We start from the raw sequence: 15,673 nt of genomic DNA, 5'->3' as shown, positions 1-15,673 counted from the left end.
AAGGGGAGGGAATTAGAGTACATGGAAAAGGCGAAAGTTAGTCCGTACCAATTGTTCGTCCTTATCTTCATGTTTGAGATGGGAAGTGCCATTCTTCTTGGGCTCGGAGCACAAGTGAAACAGGACGCTTGGATAGCTATTTTGTTCGGATTAGTCGGAGGAATCCTTGTCTTTTTTATTTATTACCGATTATATATGTATTATCCTGAACTGCCATTAACGAGTTATCTTCAAAAAATATTAGGTAAATGGTTGGGACGATTAATTGGGTTTTTATATATTGTTTATTTTATTTATGTTGCCTCAAGGGTATTACGAGACTTTGGAGAGTTATTAACTACAACAATTTATAATAGTACTCCGCTTTTTGTAATCAATACCTTGATGATCCTAACCATAATCTATCTACTCCATAAGGGATTTGAAGTATTAGCCCGAGTTGGTGAAATCTACTTTGGAGTTGTCTACTTTACAGCGATATTAGGCATGCTGTTAATCGTCTTTTCTGGTTTAATTCATTTAGGAAACCTAAAACCAATTTTAGAAAATGGGTTGAAACCAGTAATAAAGGTTTTTCTAAGAGAAACCCTCACCTTTCCCTTTGGAGAAATGGTTGTTTTTACGATGCTTCTCCCGTTTTTAAATGATAAAAAAAAGGCGAAAATAGTTTGTGTGGGCGGGATGATATTAGCTGGTATCAATATTACCATTACAACCATAGTTAATATTTCTGTTTTAGGGGTGGAACTCTATTATCGATCCCCCTTTCCCTTATTAAACACAATTGGGAGAATCCAAATTGCCGACTTTATCGAACGTTTAGATGTATTATTTATGCTCTATTTAGTCATTGGTGGTTTTTTTAAAATAGCCATTTATTATTACGCTGCAGTGGCCGGGACTGCTGATATCTTTCAATTTAAAAACCAACGGAAGATTGCTTTTCCAATTGGAATAATCGTTTTATTTTCATCCATAACAGTTGCCTCCAATTTCGCAGAATTTATCAAGGAGGGGTTGGTTATTGTGACGATGTATTTGTCTTGGCCTTTCCAAATTATCATCCCCTCATTCTTACTAATCATTGCTTTTTTCCGTAATAAAAAGAAAAAAACAAGCCCAGCATAAACCATCTAGGCTTGAGATTATTAATAATAACCTTTTTAAGGGGGGGGGGAATGAGTACATGGAAAAAGCCAAAATAAGTACAACCCAATTGTTCGTGCTGGTCGTTTTGTTTGAAATGGGCAGTGCAATTCTGGTTGGGATCGCATCAGATGCTAAACAAGATGCTTGGTTAGCTATCTTGTTGGGTTTAGCTGGCGGAATTATGGTCTTTTTAATTTATTACCGATTATTTATGTACTACCCTGACCTTCCCTTAACTAGTTATGTTCAAGAAATAGTAGGAAAATGGCTTGGACGGGTTATTGGGGGATTATACATTGTCTATTTTTTATATACGGCCTCAAGGGTATTACGAGATTTTGGAGAGTTATTATCATCAACTATTTATAATAGTACACCCTTATTTGTTATCAATACCTTGATGATTATCACGATTATCTATGTCATCCATAAGGGGTTTGAGGTATTAGCCCGTGTTGGTGAAATTTACTTTGGAATTGTCTACTTTACAGCGATATTAGGGATGCTGTTAATCGTCTTTTCTGGTTTAATTCATTTAGGGAACTTAAAACCCATTTTAGAAAATGGGTTGAAACCCATTATAAAAATCTTTTTAACCCAAACCATCAACTTTCCTTTTGGAGAAATGGTCGTATTTACAATGCTGCTCCCATTCGTAACTGACAAAAAAAAGGCTAAAATCGTCTGTTTATCAGGAATGATCTTAAGTGGAATAAATATTACGATAACAATAATAGTAGATATTTCGGTATTAGGAGTGGGTCTCTTTAGTCACTCCACTTTCCCACTTTTAACTACAGTAGGAAAAATTCAAATTGCTGATTTTATTGAACGTTTAGATGTATTATTTATGCTCTATTTGGTAATTGGTGGATTTTTTAAGATTTCCATCTACTTTTACGCTGCAGTTGCTGGTGCTGCTGATATCTTTAAAATACCGAATCAACGCAAGATCGGGTTTCCTTTAGGACTGATCGTCTTATTTGCATCAGTTACCATTGCATCAAATTATTCGGAACATATAAAAGAAGGGCTTAAGGTTGTCCCTATTTATTTGCATTGGCCATTTCAAATTATCATCCCTTCTTTATTATTGATTATTGCTTTCTTTCGGAATAGAAAGAAAAAGAAGAGCCCAGCATCCTAGTGCGGGCTTAAACTATTTTCTTATTCTTTTTTGTAGTTTTCTGATTTACAGGCAGCGCAATTTGAACGGATGTCCCGTGATTTTTCTGACTGTCGATATGGATCGTGCCTTGGTGTGATTGAACGATCTTGAAACTAACTGTTAATCCTAGCCCCGTCCCTTTTTCTTTAGATGAGTAGAATGGTTCGCCAATTTTCTCTAATCTTTCTTTTGAAATACCGCAGCCATTGTCTTTAATGACGATATTAACCTTATTTACTTCTGACTGTTCCAAATTAATTGAAACGGTCCCACCTTTTTGTGACGCTTCAATCGAATTCTTGATAATATTGATAAATAATTGCTTGAGTTGGTTGGGTTCACACTCAATGACGATTTCCTTTTCCGGAAAGGAGGAATCGATTTGAACATTATAAAGACTAGCTTCCGTGCTTAACAGTGAGATGACATCCTTCAATAACTTTTGAAGGTCCGCATGAGTATATTTCAATATCTGTGGTTTAGCTAATAACAATAGTTCACCGACAATATGATTAATTCGATTCAATTCGTCTAGCATGATTTGATAAAAATATTGGTGCTTTTCATCTTCCATTTGTAAAAGCTGAACAAACCCTTTTAATGAGGTCAGCGGATTCCTAATTTCATGAGCTACACTTGCGGACAATTCACCAACAATCGATAACTTTTCCGTCCTTCGAAGGCGCTCTTCAGTTTCCCTTAATTTGGTTACATCACTGCCATAGCCTATAATCCCAGCTATATTACCATTGATAATGATAGGAAGGGAGGTACATTGTAAGATAAGCCGACTTCCATTAGCATGTGGAATGTTTACCTCATACATGACGGGTTTAATTTCTTCCACAACCGTGGAAATAAATTTAGGTAGATACCTTACATACTTTTTCGGTAACAAATTTTTAATATTTTTTCCAATCATTTCTTCTCGCTTACAGCCTGTAATGACATCATATTGCGGGTTTAGATTGGTAATGGTTCCACTAAGGTCCATCATATAAACAATATCTGGACTGTATTCAAATAAAGATTTATATTGTTGCTGGCTTTCTGCCAATTTTAAGGCCATTTCCTTTTTTTCTGTAATATCACGTCCGATGATTACTAGGCCTTGTCGACTGCCATCCTGATTAAATAGCGGCACTTTGATCGTATCAAAGATTCTTGACGATCCATCTGGGACCGGAAGGACTTCTTCAATCCGGGTAATGGCTCGATTATTCCATGCCTCTTCATCAGATATTTCACAATATCTTAGGGCATCACTATAAAAATCGGAATAATTGGCTAATTCAGAGTCCTTTTTCCCTCGATAGTCCACGTCCTCTAACTGAAACAATTGTAGGCCAAATTCATTGGCTTCAATCCATCTGCCTTCGCCATCCTTAAAGTTAACAAAATCAACCATTGAATTAATTAAGGTCGATAAACGTTGTTGATCTTCCTGGGAAGCAGTTAATTCCTCTTTTTTACTAATGAAAAAATAAATAAATCCTCCAGTAACCAAAATATAAAAGAATTCTTTTGCCCTTTCAACCACATCAACTATAGAAGAGGGCAAATATTGCTTAACTAAATAATTGGACCCATATATCCAAATAATACTTGTAATAAGGTAAAAAAGTATCAGTTTTTTTTTATTCATGGAAATCTCCAGTTCTTATCAAAAAATGATGTACATTAATCTATAGTACTAGAAAATCCATTACTTTGGAATAATACAATAGTGGAAATAGTAATTTTCCGTTACTTATTGGTTTAGTGGATTCTTTTGCCAAGAATCAGTAAATCTCTCTCAACACCATCCAACTCAGCTACATTTGGAAGGTGTGCCCATTTTTCAAAACCAAAATTTGTAAAAAGCTTAATACTAGGTTCATTATGACCAAAAATAAACCCAAGCAAGGTTTTGATGTTTAAACTAGGGCAGGCGTCTATGGCTTTTTGGATTAAATATTTTCCCAGTTTTCTACCACGAAAGTCTGGATGAATATAGATACTTATTTCTGCAGTTGCATGATAGGCTGGTCGGCCGTAAAATGATTGAAAACTAACCCATGCACAAATCGAGCCTTGATCTTCAACAACCCATAAAGGACGAAAAGCAGGGGAATGGTCGTTAAACCATTGCACGCGGTTTTCTTCTGTAATTGGCTCTAGATCAGCAGTCACCATCCTGCTTGCTATTGTTGTATTGTAAATATCGACGATTGTCTTCAAATCACTTCTATTTGCATCTCTAATTTCGAAGTCCCCAAACATACCATTCACCACTCCAGTTTTTATATTGTCTAATAGCTTTTATATTATCGATTGGGACGAATATTATCAATATTGTAATAACATATTAGTTAGAAAAGGCTCTTTTCGTAAACTTTGTTGCCTTTGGAGCTTAATATGGGTCATTTACTAAGTTTCAAGGCAATTTTCGCAAGAGTTATTACGAAAAGATGCCACGAAGCATATAGTTATACGGGTTGATAAACTTATACGAAAAACAACAATCTATGCGAAAATAGCCTTAGAAAAAGAAAAACCTTTTCTCGAAATTGATTTCCGAGAAAAGGTCTTTTCTTAATGGCAGTCTAGTACTTAACTGGCCATTATTCGTTTCTAGACCAAAACCTTACCAGCGGTGGGCCTTGGTATTACTCCTTAGAATGATCTGGTTTTGTGACAATTGCGTTTGCCCATTAACCTGTGCTTTGGTATGCTTCGCTCTCGTCGTACCATAATGAAAAAGCTCGGAGTGCGGATCTAATTGATCTTTATAGCTCATCAAATCACCTCATCAAAGGATTTGAAACGATGATATTCTATTGAATATCATAATTATCATTTGTAAAAAACCAGAAAAATAGTCATCAAAACAGAAATTATTCATTAATTGAGGATTGGGTGAATTTTTTTACGTTTTAGGAAAATATTAACTTGTATTATCTGAAAGTTCGGAATAAAATAAAGTTAACATACCAACCGGTAGGTATGCCCGTAAACTATTTAGCATATGATTAATTAACAGCATTATACAAGATTTTAAGAATATGAATGGAGTGAATGATATGTATTTACGTTTGACTGATGAACAAAAAATGGTTCAAAAAACAATTAGAAGATTCGTAGAAAAAGAACTCATTCCACTTGAAAACGATGTGCTTAGAAATGAACGAGAAGGTAAACCAAGTCTTCCTGCTGGTAAGCTTAAGGAACTGCAATTAAAAGCAAAAGAAGCTGGTTTTTGGGGTATTAACACACCAGAAGAATATGGTGGGGCAAACCTTGGGCAAATGATGATGGCAATTGTGTTAATGGAAGTTTCAAAAACTTTTGTTCCGTTCCAATTTGGTGGAGGCGCTGATAATATACTTTACTATGGAAATGAAGAACAAAAGAAAAAATACTTAATTCCTACCATTAACGGAGAGAAAAAATCTTGTTTTGCCATGACTGAACCTGGTGCGGGTTCAGATACAAGAAACATTAAAATGACGGCCGTGAAAGACGGCGATGAATGGGTCTTAAATGGTGAAAAGACATTCATTACTGGCGGAAACGAAGCAGATTTTGTTATGGCGATTGCGATTACTGATAAGGAAATGCACCAAGTGACACATGGCCGCGAAGGGGTTACTTGCTTTATTGTAGACCGTGATATGGGCTGGAAATCTGAATATATACATACTATGGGAGAATGGGGTCCAGCCGGCTTAGTATTCGATAATGTCCGTGTTCCAGAGGAAAATATCCTTGGTGAGTTACACAAAGGCTATAATCTTGGTCTGGAGTGGATCGGTTTTGCACGCTGGGTCGTTGGTGCCAGAGCTGTTGGAACCGCTGAACGCTTGCTGCAAATGGCGATTGACTATGCCAAGGAACGGGTCACTTTTGGTAAACCTATTGCGGAAAGACAAGCAATCCAATGGCAAATCGCTGATTCCGCTGTAGAAATTGAAGCGGCAAGGTGGCTGGTGTTGAACGCAGCCTTTACGCTTGATAACGGTGAAGATAACCGGCACTTAGCATCGATGGCAAAATTATATGGGGCTAATATGGGTAACAATGTTGTCGATCGTGTCCTTCAGATTCACGGAGGGATGGGGTATACTAGGGAATTACCGATTGAGCGCTGGTATCGCGAAGCAAGGCTATGGAGAATTTACGATGGTACAGATGAAATTCAACGCATGATTATCGCACGAAACCTGATTAAGGGTCATGTCAAAATTGGTCAATTTGTTTAAGAATGGATTGTAAGCGCAATCTACAAATTTTATAGACTCAGGAGGAATAGCAATGGCAGGGAGATTTACAGGGAAAGTAGCATTTGTCACAGGTGGTAGTCGCGGGATCGGAAAGGGGATTGTTGAGCTTTTTGCACAAGAAGGAGCAAAGGTCGCTTTAATCGATTTAAATGAAGAAGCGTTAAGTGAAACAACCAGCGAATTAAAAGAAAAGGGTTATGACGTTTATTCAAAGGTTGCAAATGTTGTGGATGCAGGGCAAGTCGAAAAAGCAATGAAAGAAGTCTTTGAGGCATTCGGGTCCATTGATATTCTCGTCAATAATGCTGGAGTCATTCGTGATAATCTACTTTTTAAAATGACAGATGCAGACTGGCAAATGGTTATGGATGTGCACTTAAAAGGATCATTCAATGCTGCCCGCGCTGCCCAAAAATACATGGTCGAAAATAAATATGGCCGTATTATTAATATTTCCTCGACTTCTGCACTTGGAAATCGCGGTCAGTCCAATTATGCTGCTGCAAAGGCTGGGTTGCAGGGCTTTACAAAAACACTCGCAATCGAGTTAGGCAGATATGGAATTACAGCCAACTCGGTAGCTCCTGGTTTTATTGAAACGGAAATGACGAAAGAAACGGCTGCGAGGATCGGGATTCCATTTGAACAGCTCATTCAAGCGAGTGTATCAAATATTCCAGTCGGCAGAAGTGGAAAGCCTGCAGACATTGCCAATGCTGTAGCCTTCTTTGCTGATGAAAAATCATCATTCGTCAATGGTCAAGTAATCTATGTAGCTGGCGGACCAAAATGTTAACTAGGTGAGGTGAAGATGAATTGTTTAAAGAACAGATAGGTAAACAATCGAACAAAGTTAAAAATGCGGTCGAAAGAGGAGCCGTTAAAAAATTTGCAGAAGCAATTGGTGACATTCATCCGATTTATATTGATGAGGAAACAGGGAGAAATTCTAGATATCAGAACAATATTGCACCGCCAACTTTTCCAAGGACATTTGATTATGGTGTCATAGAAGGATTAAATCTTCCAAATAAAGGCCTAATCCATGGTGAACAAACCTTTCATTACGAACGTCCCATAAGAGTTGGAGAGGAGATTTTCTGCTATTCCAAGGTGAAGAACTACTTTGAGAAAAAAGGGAGCTTTGGGGAAATGGGGTTCTTGGTTCTGGAAAATTATGGTGAGGATGCAACAGGCAGTTTAATATTTAGTTCAACCTCAACGGTTGTCATATCTGAAGCTGTGAGGAAGGTGCTGGCACGATGAGTACACTAGTCGCGTTACAAGTTGGAGAATCAGTTAAGGAAATTCAACTGGAGCCTGTCTCACGAATGGATCTGATTAAATATTCAGGGGCTTCTGGAGATTTTAACCCCATTCATACCATTGATGATGAGGCAAAAAAGGCCGGATTACCAGGAATCATTGCACATGGAATGTGGACGATGGGGAATCTTGCTAAGCTTTTTACTGATTATTATGAAGAAGGCTTTATGAAGGATTACTCTATCCGCTTTAAAGGGATGGTATTTTTGAATGATGTGATTACACTGAAAGCAACGCTTAAAGAAAAGCAGGAAAAAAACCTGCGCTTTAGTGTCCAAGCGGTGAATCAACAAGGAAATGAAGTGCTTAAAGGTGAGGTATTGTATCACCAATACTAAGCATAAGTGAATTTATGACCCGGCACCAAGAGATTATCTCATCTTGGTGCTGGGTTTATTGTTATCCCTCAATAAGGCTCTTTTCGTAAATTATGTTGTTATTGGAGCTTAATAAGAGTCATTTACTAAGTTTCTAGGCAATTTTCGCAAGAGGTTCTTACGAAAAGATGCCACGAAGCATATAGGTATACGGTTTGATGAACTTATACGAAAAACATCAATCTATGCGAAAATGGCCTTCAATAAAGAGGAGTGAATCCATGTCATCCAAAATGGTATTAAGCTATCAACCGCCAGTTTTTTCAACGAAGGAGGAGGAGCGGCAGCATTTAAAACAAAAATTAGCTGCCTCCTTCCGATTGTTTTCGAAATTTGGCTTTGATGAAGGAGTAGCAGGACATATAACCGCACGGGATCCGGAGTTGAAAGATCACTTCTGGGTTAACCCGTTTGGAATGCATTTTAGCCAAATTAAGGCCTCGGACTTAATTCTCTGTAACCATGAGGGAGCTGTTGTCGAAGGCAAATATCCTGTTAATCATGCCGCCTTCGCGATCCATTCCCAAGTTCATGCCGCACGCCCAGATGTTATAGCAGCAGCACATGCCCATTCTGTCTACGGGAAGTCATGGTCATCGCTTGGACGCCTGCTCGATCCTATTACCCAAGATGCCTGTGCTTTTTATAATGATCATTCATTATTTGATGATTATACTGGCGTGGTTTTAGATATTGAGGAAGGAAAACGAATTGGAAAAGCACTTGGGAACCGTAAAGCATGCATATTACGAAATCACGGCTTGCTTACGGTCGGGAAATCAGTTGATGAAGCAGCCTGGTGGTTTGTCACAATGGAACGTTCTTGTCAGGCTCAACTGCTGGCAGAGTCGGTAGGGAAGCCGGTTCTCATTGAGGATGAAAATGCAAGTGTAACGTACGAAACGGTAGGAACCTCTGAAGCGGGCTGGTTTCAATTCCAGCCACTATGGAACAGGATCATAAAAGAGCAGCCGGATCTATTAGAATAGGATTGCTGTTGAACTTAAAGTGGTTACGAAGGTAATTTTTCGTGGCAAAGTTTATTGACAACCGTAAACCATATTCAGAATGAATTTGGGTCGACAATAAGGCCTATTGACGACTGAGAACCCTTTAGAAAAGGAATTTGGGTCGACAATAAGGTCTATTGACGACTGAAAACCCGTTAGAGACTGAATTTGGGTCGACAATAAGATCTATTGACGACTGAGAACCCGTTAGAGACTGAATTTGGGTCGACAATAAGGTCTATTAACGACTGAAAACCCGTTAGAGAATGAATTTGGGTCGACAATAAGATCTATTGACGACTGAGAACCCGTTAGAGACTGAATTTGGGTCGACAATAAGGTCTATTGACGACTGAGAACCCGTTAGAGAATGAATCTGGGTCGACAATAAAGTCTATTGTCGACAGTTAACCCGTTAGAGACTGAATTTGGGTCGACAATAATTACTCCCATTCTTTTGCGGATCGTATAATCGTAGGAAAAAGATCAAATCATTGCATACATAAATTTCAGGGGGATTTTCATGAAAATTGGTGTTGCAGGAACAGGTGCGGTCGGCGGCTACTTTGGCGGACTTTTGAAGAAGGCTGGCCATGATGTGATTTTTTTAGCACGAGGAAAAAGCCTTGAGCGAATGCAGGAAAAAGGCTTAATGATTGAAAATGAAGGGGAAGATTTCGCTATCGATGGAATCTTTACGGACCAATACGAAGCATTTTCCCAGATAGATTTGCTGTTGTTTTGTGTAAAAGCGACAAATACGAAGGATGTTGCCATTCATCTTCAGCCGTTTTTAAAAGAAACCTGCCTTATCATGACGCTTCAAAATGGAGTGGACAATGAAGAAATTCTCTCTTCCATTTTTGGAGAAAATAGAATCCTATCAGCGGCTGCATATATTCAAGCAATCGTAACGGACTCGGGTGTTGTTAAGCAGATTGGTGTACCTCCAAGATTAATTATCGGGCCTTTAGACAATAGTTTAAGTGAAAAAGTAAATGAGATCTCTACATTATTTAATGAGGCAAACATCGAAACTTTTCCTTCTACCAATGTTATAAAAATTAAGTGGAACAAGCTGTTGTGGAATGTCACTTTTAATCCATTAACAGCCCTGATTAAGTCAAAGGTTGGTGCCATTTATGATGATGAGGGCTTACACCAACTGGCGGTAAAAATTTGTAAAGAAGCAATCGCTGTAGCCGTTGGATTAGGCATTGACATGGAAGAGGACTATTATGAAACTATTTTGGCGCAAGGTCAATTAGCGAGGGATCATCAAACCTCTATGCTTCAGGATAGGATGAAAGGTAAACCGCTGGAATTAGAATCAATCTGCGGATATATCGTCAAAAAAGGAAGGGAAGTAAAGGTAGAAACCCCTGTTCTTGAAACAATCTATTATCTATTAAAATACCAGGTTAGCAAGGATTAACACAGGAATATCATTTTTAGGAGGTGCTAACATGAACTTTGAATTAGATGAGGATATTCTTTTTCTAAAAAAGAATGTCAGAGATTTTGTCCAAACAGAAGTTGAAGCGGTAGCCATGCAAATTGAGGAAGAAAACCATATCCCAGAAAGAATCATCAATCTTTCTAAGGAGATAGGTTTATTTGGCTTAAGTATTCCCGAAGAGTACGGCGGACTGGGGATTGGTATGGTCGGTAAATGTGCCCTATATGAGGAAATTGGTCAGACTCATAACGGCTACACCACTTTGATTGGGGCACATACAGGGATTGGAACGGTTGGAATTGTTGAAATGGGAAATGAAATACAAAAGAAAAAATTTCTTCCCGATATGTCTAGCGGAGATAAGATTGGGGCGTTTGCTTTAACGGAACCAGAAGCAGGCTCAAATGCTGCTAATTTGAAAACAACAGCTGTCAGAAAAGGATATAAATACATCTTGAACGGTTTAAAGCATTATATCACAAATGCGACAGAGGCGAGTGTATTTACTGTGATGGCTTCAACCGATCCTGGAAAGGGTGCGAAGGGAATTACTTCGTTCATTGTTGAAAAAGATTTTCCTGGTTTTAAAGTAGGCGCGATAGAGAAAAAAATGGGCCTAAGGGGATCACATTCTGCTGAATTAATCTTCGAAGATTGCGAGGTCCCAGTAGAAAATGTTTTAGGGGTCGAAGGACAGGGGTATGTTAATGCGTTAAAAATTTTGACGAATGGCCGGGCAGGACTCGCGTCACGTAATCTTGGATCCTGTCAAAAGCTCCTCGACATGTCAACGAGATATGCGAAGGAACGGATCCAATTCGGGAAGCCAATCATTTCTAATCAAGCAGTCAGCCATATGCTCGCTGAAATGGCGGTTGAAATTGAAGCCCTGCGTTCTTTTACCTACCGTGTCGCCTGGATGGTCGACAAAGAGATGAACGTAATTAAAGAAGCTGCCATGCTCAAGCTTTATGGTTCAGAGGTATACAACCGCGTCGCCGATAAAGCAGTGCAAATTCACGGCGGGCTTGGCTATATTGCTGACTACCCTGTTGAACGTTTTTATCGCGATGCACGAATCACGAGGATCTATGAAGGAACGTCGGAAATCCAGAAGAATATCATTGCAGGGCAATTAGAAAAGGAATACAACTAACCCATTATTTTGAAAAGGAGGGTGATAGGATGAATGATATTGTTATTTTAAGTGCCGTTCGAACGCCTGTTGGTCGATATGGTGGGTCATTAAAAGACCTTAATTCTGGACACCTTGGCGCGATTGTAATCGAAGAGGCGATTAAAAGGGCAGGGATTCTAGCTAGTCAAGTCGACGAAGTGATTTTGGGAGAAGTGAGACAGTCTACAGAATCTTCCAATGTGGCCAGAGTCGCTGCCTTAAGAGCAGGAGTGCCTGACACCACACCGGCTTTTACCATTAATCGATTATGTGCATCTGGTATGCAGGCAGTAGCATCAGCAGCCCAGCAAATCGCATCTGGACAAGCTGAGATTGTTGTTGCAGGAGGTACGGAAAGTATGAGTAATGCGCCCGTTTACTTAAGAAATACACGATTTGGCGGTGATAATGCAAAACTTGTCGATTCAAATACTGAAGCGGGCCAACAGCCTCATGAGATTTACGGGAATCAATTGGGGATGGGCATCACTGCTGAAAATGTTGCGGAACGATACAGTATTTCACGGGCAGACCAAGATGCCTTCGCCCTTGAAAGCCAGCAAAAAGCAGCAGATGCGATAAAGAATAATAAGTTCAGGGATGAAATGGTTCCGATTAAGATAACAAGAAAAAAGAACTCATTTTTGTTTAGTGAAGATGAACACCCAAGACCAGACACTACGATTGAATCACTTAGCAAGCTGAAACCGGTATTTAAAGAAAATGGCACGGTGACCGCCGGAAATGCGTGTGGTCGAAATGATGGTGCAGCAGCCTTAGTTCTTACTTCTAGCAACCATGCAGAAAGCTTAGCCTTGAAACCGATTGCAAGAATCATTGATTGGGCCGCAGCAGGTGTTTCTCCTGAATTGATGGGAATTGGACCAGTTCCTGCCGTAAAAAAACTGTTACATCGGACGGGTCTGACTCTGAAAGAAATTGATTTGATTGAATTAAATGAAGCTTTTGCTTCACAAGCATTAGCAGTTATCCGCGAGTTAGATTTGGACATGAATCGGGTGAATGTAAATGGCGGCGCAATTGCCTTAGGCCACCCACTGGGGGCTACTGGGGCAAAGATTATGACTACTTTAATTCATGAATTGATTCGCAGGCAGGAAAAAAGGGGAATCGCCACACTTTGTATCGGTGGCGGACAAGGAATGGCGATCATGGTCGAACTGATTGGATGAAATTTAATATCCTGCTTGTTTTTTGCAGAAACAGGCAGCAAATTTTTTATATTACCAGAATAACCTTGCAGAAATCGGCCCCGAGGAAGTTCCTGGACAGCACGCGCCTTTCGCTGCAATTAACAAGCAAGTATAACAGAGCCATTACCTAATAAAATGTTTTTACAATATTAATGAAAAAATTGACGAATAATTAGATGTTGAATATTATGAAAATTTTGATATTATTATGGGTATCTACATACCAACTGGTTAGTATTTCTGGAAGCCGGGGCTAGAAACTGTTTACTAAAGAGCAGACAAGCAGCTCGGATAGAAATGATTTTTTAGGAGGAACGATTGATGAATGTGAAAGAGTTGTTTGATTTAACCGGAAAAGTTGCCATTGTTACTGGCGGAGGCAGGGGACTTGGACAACAGATAGCTGAAGGCTTTGCGGAAGCGGGCGCAAATGTAGTGGTTTGTTCGCGAAAATTGGAAGCCTGTGAGGAAGTAAGTGAAGGGTTAAAAAGAATCGGTGTGGATAGTTTTGCCTTAAAGTGTGATGTCACTAACCCAGAGGATATTAGGAATGTCGTCGACCGGACGATTGAACGATTTGGTCGGATTGATATTCTCGTTAACAATAGTGGTGCCTCCTGGGGGGCTCCAGTCGAAGAAATGCCGCTCGAAGCTTGGAAAAAGGTGATGGATGTCAATGTTACCGGTACTTTCTTAATGTCACAAGCGGTTGGAAAAGTGATGCTCGAACAAAAGTCAGGAAAAATAATTAATATTGCTTCTGTAGCTGGTTTAAAGGGCAGTAATCCAAAGTATATGAATGCCATCGGCTATAACAGCAGTAAAGGGGCAGTCATTACTTTTACAAAGGATTTGGCTGTCAAATGGGGACCTAGCGGCATTTATGTCAATGCAATCGCCCCAGGATTTTTCCCTACGAAAATGTCAAAAGGGTTGTTGGATCAAGGGGGAGAAGCAATTCTTGAAGGTACCCCATTAAGAAAATTTGGTACTGATAATGATCTTAAAGGCGTTGCCTTATTCCTAGCGGCACCAGCATCCGATTTTGTAACGGGAGATATCGTCGTTGTCGATGGCGGCGCCCATGCGATGTAAGGGACTCATAAAACCGGGGAATTCGCTCAAAAATCGATAAAAAAATCTCGCTTCTTCAAATAAATGGAATTAATAAAGGTTTTGTCACTAGAAAAATCAAAAATTTTTCCTAAAAATGCTTAACTCAAATAAAAATATTCAAATCCAAGAGGTGAAAGAGCTATGAAAAGAGATGCAGTTATTGTTTCAGCAGTCAGAACCGCGATCGGCAGACAGGGGAGTGCTCTTGCTGGTGTTCCTGCCCACGTATTAGGAGCTGAAGTCATTAAAGAAGCCGTTAAACGCGCAAATATTAATCCTGAAATGGTTGACGATGTTATTTTTGGAAATGTTCTTTCCGGCGGGGGAAATATTGCTAGATTAACAGCCTTACAGACAGGGTTATCAATAGATTTACCCGGACTAACGGTTGATCGGCAGTGCGGTTCCGGACTCAATGCTATTAATCTTGCTGCCCAAGCGATTCGCGCGGGGGATGGTGATATCTATATTGCCGGTGGGACAGAAAGCATGAGCCGCGCACCATATTTGATGGATCGACCTGAAAAACCGTTTAGCCCGGTACCGCCAAGTTTTAGAAAATCTCAGCTCTCACCGAAAGAAATTGGTGATCCGCCAATGGGCATTACCGCTGAAAACCTGGTGGAAAAATATCAGATTACTCGAGAAGAACAGGATCAATTTGCACTTCAGAGCCAACAACGCATGGCGATCGCGATGGAGGAGGGGCGTTTCGATGAGCAAATTGTTCCTATCTCGATTCCAGTAAAAAAGGGAGAACCAATCATTTTTAAAGTCGATGAACATCCGCGTCCGCAAACAACCTATGAAGCATTGGCAAAATTGCAGCCGGCTTTTCTAAAAGGCGGTACCGTTACAGCAGGTAATAGCTCCGGCTTAAATGATGCAGCATCAGCCCTTGTGATTATGTCACGAGAAAAGGCAGAGGAATTAAATCTAAACCCACTAGCAGTGGTTCGAGCCTATGCCGTTGCCGGTGTAGACCCAAACATTATGGGAATCGGACCAGTTCCTGCTGTAAAAAAAGTGCTCCAAAAGTCAGGATATTCGTTACATGATATCGACGTCATTGAAATTAATGAAGCCTTTGCGGCACAGGTATTAGCATGTAATCGCGAACTTGAAATGGACCTTAATAAAGTTAATATAAACGGTGGAGCCATCGCCCATGGACATCCACTCGGGGCAACAGGAGCCATCCTTGTTACAAAAGCAATCTATGAACTAAAAAGATCAGCTGGCAAATATGCGCTGATTACCGCCTGTATCGGCGGCGGGCAAGGGATTGCCACGATCATTGAACGAGAATAATTTGTGGTGTCAGGCACAAGAGAGGAATGGGAGGCAACTATTGCCCCCCACTTCCTAGTAAAATGTTAACCAGGTTTTCTTAAGATGACAGCGGTTACAATAAA

Annotated in this window: 15 protein-coding genes; 12 read left to right on the top strand and 3 right to left on the bottom strand. The window is 39.8% G+C overall.

The features are described from left to right. The first annotated feature begins 21 nt into the window (after positions 1 to 21). Both ACJ004_RS12420 and ACJ004_RS12415 read left to right on the top strand, forming a co-directional pair. Complete coding sequence (locus ACJ004_RS12420; RefSeq protein ID WP_410893319.1) at positions 22 to 1,128, top strand: GerAB/ArcD/ProY family transporter; 1,107 nt, start codon at positions 22 to 24, stop codon at positions 1,126 to 1,128. A gap of 58 nt (positions 1,129 to 1,186) precedes the next feature. After that, positions 1,187 to 2,296: a GerAB/ArcD/ProY family transporter gene (locus ACJ004_RS12415; RefSeq protein ID WP_410893318.1), complete on the top strand. Its 1,110-nt coding sequence runs from the start codon at positions 1,187 to 1,189 to the stop codon at positions 2,294 to 2,296. A gap of 7 nt (positions 2,297 to 2,303) precedes the next feature. Here ACJ004_RS12415 and ACJ004_RS12410 read toward each other — a convergent pair whose 3' ends face one another. From ACJ004_RS12410 to ACJ004_RS12400, 3 genes are all read right to left on the bottom strand, one after another. Beyond that, the gene (locus tag ACJ004_RS12410; RefSeq protein ID WP_410893317.1) at positions 2,304 to 3,962 is read right to left on the bottom strand and encodes a PAS domain S-box protein; all 1,659 of its coding nucleotides are present in this window, start codon (positions 3,960 to 3,962) and stop codon (positions 2,304 to 2,306) included. A gap of 113 nt (positions 3,963 to 4,075) precedes the next feature. Continuing rightward, the gene (locus tag ACJ004_RS12405) at positions 4,076 to 4,579 is read right to left on the bottom strand and encodes a GNAT family N-acetyltransferase (protein ID WP_410893316.1); all 504 of its coding nucleotides are present in this window, start codon (positions 4,577 to 4,579) and stop codon (positions 4,076 to 4,078) included. A gap of 364 nt (positions 4,580 to 4,943) precedes the next feature. Then, positions 4,944 to 5,096: a YpzG family protein gene (locus ACJ004_RS12400; protein WP_410893315.1), complete on the bottom strand. Its 153-nt coding sequence runs from the start codon at positions 5,094 to 5,096 to the stop codon at positions 4,944 to 4,946. A gap of 283 nt (positions 5,097 to 5,379) precedes the next feature. Between ACJ004_RS12400 and ACJ004_RS12395 the strand changes: the two genes are divergently transcribed. The 10 genes from ACJ004_RS12395 to ACJ004_RS12350 all read left to right on the top strand — a co-directional run bounded on the left by ACJ004_RS12395 (position 5,380) and on the right by ACJ004_RS12350 (position 15,569). Then, complete coding sequence (locus ACJ004_RS12395; protein WP_410893314.1) at positions 5,380 to 6,558, top strand: acyl-CoA dehydrogenase family protein; 1,179 nt, start codon at positions 5,380 to 5,382, stop codon at positions 6,556 to 6,558. Positions 6,559 to 6,610: 52 nt separating this feature from the next. Next, positions 6,611 to 7,375 carry a 3-oxoacyl-ACP reductase FabG gene (gene fabG / locus ACJ004_RS12390; protein WP_410893313.1) on the top strand — a complete coding sequence of 255 codons (765 nt, stop codon included), beginning with the start codon at positions 6,611 to 6,613 and terminating at the stop codon, positions 7,373 to 7,375. Positions 7,376 to 7,395: 20 nt separating this feature from the next. Further along, complete coding sequence (locus tag ACJ004_RS12385; protein WP_410893312.1) at positions 7,396 to 7,845, top strand: MaoC family dehydratase N-terminal domain-containing protein; 450 nt, start codon at positions 7,396 to 7,398, stop codon at positions 7,843 to 7,845. Next, positions 7,842 to 8,243, top strand: coding sequence for a MaoC/PaaZ C-terminal domain-containing protein (locus ACJ004_RS12380; protein WP_410893311.1), 402 nt, complete (start codon positions 7,842 to 7,844; stop codon positions 8,241 to 8,243). Before ACJ004_RS12385 ends, ACJ004_RS12380 begins: the two co-directional genes overlap by 4 nt. 260 nt (positions 8,244 to 8,503) lie before the next feature. Continuing rightward, positions 8,504 to 9,271, top strand: a complete 768-nt coding sequence (locus tag ACJ004_RS12375) for a class II aldolase/adducin family protein (RefSeq protein WP_410893310.1) — start codon at positions 8,504 to 8,506, stop codon at positions 9,269 to 9,271. A 544-nt stretch (positions 9,272 to 9,815) separates the two neighbouring features. Next, entirely contained in the window at positions 9,816 to 10,727 is a 912-nt protein-coding gene (locus tag ACJ004_RS12370; RefSeq protein ID WP_410893309.1) for a ketopantoate reductase family protein, read from the top strand. A gap of 31 nt (positions 10,728 to 10,758) precedes the next feature. After that, a complete protein-coding gene (locus ACJ004_RS12365) occupies positions 10,759 to 11,907 on the top strand; it encodes an acyl-CoA dehydrogenase family protein (protein WP_410893308.1) in 1,149 nt (382 codons plus the stop codon). Between the two features lie 29 nt (positions 11,908 to 11,936). Next, on the top strand, positions 11,937 to 13,121 hold the full coding sequence (locus ACJ004_RS12360) for a thiolase family protein (protein ID WP_410893307.1): 1,185 nt from the start codon (positions 11,937 to 11,939) through the stop codon (positions 13,119 to 13,121). Between the two features lie 342 nt (positions 13,122 to 13,463). After that, positions 13,464 to 14,237 carry an SDR family oxidoreductase gene (locus tag ACJ004_RS12355; RefSeq protein ID WP_410893305.1) on the top strand — a complete coding sequence of 258 codons (774 nt, stop codon included), beginning with the start codon at positions 13,464 to 13,466 and terminating at the stop codon, positions 14,235 to 14,237. A 162-nt stretch (positions 14,238 to 14,399) separates the two neighbouring features. After that, positions 14,400 to 15,569 (top strand): thiolase family protein, encoded by a 1,170-nt coding sequence (locus ACJ004_RS12350; RefSeq protein ID WP_410893304.1) that lies wholly within the window; start codon positions 14,400 to 14,402, stop codon positions 15,567 to 15,569. Positions 15,570 to 15,673: the final 104 nt, after the last annotated feature.

It is taken from the genome of Neobacillus sp. 204, assembly GCF_046562815.1.
Lineage (GTDB): Bacteria > Bacillota > Bacilli > Bacillales > Cytobacillaceae > Neobacillus.
The sequence above is the reverse complement of the archived record's forward strand: the minus strand, read 5'-3'. Positions and strand labels throughout refer to the sequence as shown.

Excerpts from the sequence above, each read along its gene's own strand:
- ACJ004_RS12420 (WP_410893319.1), top strand. The coding sequence starts at position 22 with ATGGAAAAGGCGAAAGTTAGTCCGTACCAATTGTTCGTCCTTATCTTC.
- ACJ004_RS12415 (WP_410893318.1), top strand. The coding sequence starts at position 1,187 with ATGGAAAAAGCCAAAATAAGTACAACCCAATTGTTCGTGCTGGTCGTT.
- ACJ004_RS12410 (WP_410893317.1), bottom strand. The coding sequence starts at position 3,962 with ATGAATAAAAAAAAACTGATACTTTTTTACCTTATTACAAGTATTATT.
- ACJ004_RS12405 (WP_410893316.1), bottom strand. The coding sequence starts at position 4,579 with ATGTTTGGGGACTTCGAAATTAGAGATGCAAATAGAAGTGATTTGAAG.
- ACJ004_RS12400 (WP_410893315.1), bottom strand. The coding sequence starts at position 5,096 with ATGAGCTATAAAGATCAATTAGATCCGCACTCCGAGCTTTTTCATTAT.
- ACJ004_RS12395 (WP_410893314.1), top strand. The coding sequence starts at position 5,380 with ATGTATTTACGTTTGACTGATGAACAAAAAATGGTTCAAAAAACAATT.
- fabG (WP_410893313.1), top strand. The coding sequence starts at position 6,611 with ATGGCAGGGAGATTTACAGGGAAAGTAGCATTTGTCACAGGTGGTAGT.
- ACJ004_RS12380 (WP_410893311.1), top strand. The coding sequence starts at position 7,842 with ATGAGTACACTAGTCGCGTTACAAGTTGGAGAATCAGTTAAGGAAATT.
- ACJ004_RS12375 (WP_410893310.1), top strand. The coding sequence starts at position 8,504 with ATGTCATCCAAAATGGTATTAAGCTATCAACCGCCAGTTTTTTCAACG.
- ACJ004_RS12370 (WP_410893309.1), top strand. The coding sequence starts at position 9,816 with ATGAAAATTGGTGTTGCAGGAACAGGTGCGGTCGGCGGCTACTTTGGC.
- ACJ004_RS12365 (WP_410893308.1), top strand. The coding sequence starts at position 10,759 with ATGAACTTTGAATTAGATGAGGATATTCTTTTTCTAAAAAAGAATGTC.
- ACJ004_RS12360 (WP_410893307.1), top strand. The coding sequence starts at position 11,937 with ATGAATGATATTGTTATTTTAAGTGCCGTTCGAACGCCTGTTGGTCGA.
- ACJ004_RS12355 (WP_410893305.1), top strand. The coding sequence starts at position 13,464 with ATGAATGTGAAAGAGTTGTTTGATTTAACCGGAAAAGTTGCCATTGTT.
- ACJ004_RS12350 (WP_410893304.1), top strand. The coding sequence starts at position 14,400 with ATGAAAAGAGATGCAGTTATTGTTTCAGCAGTCAGAACCGCGATCGGC.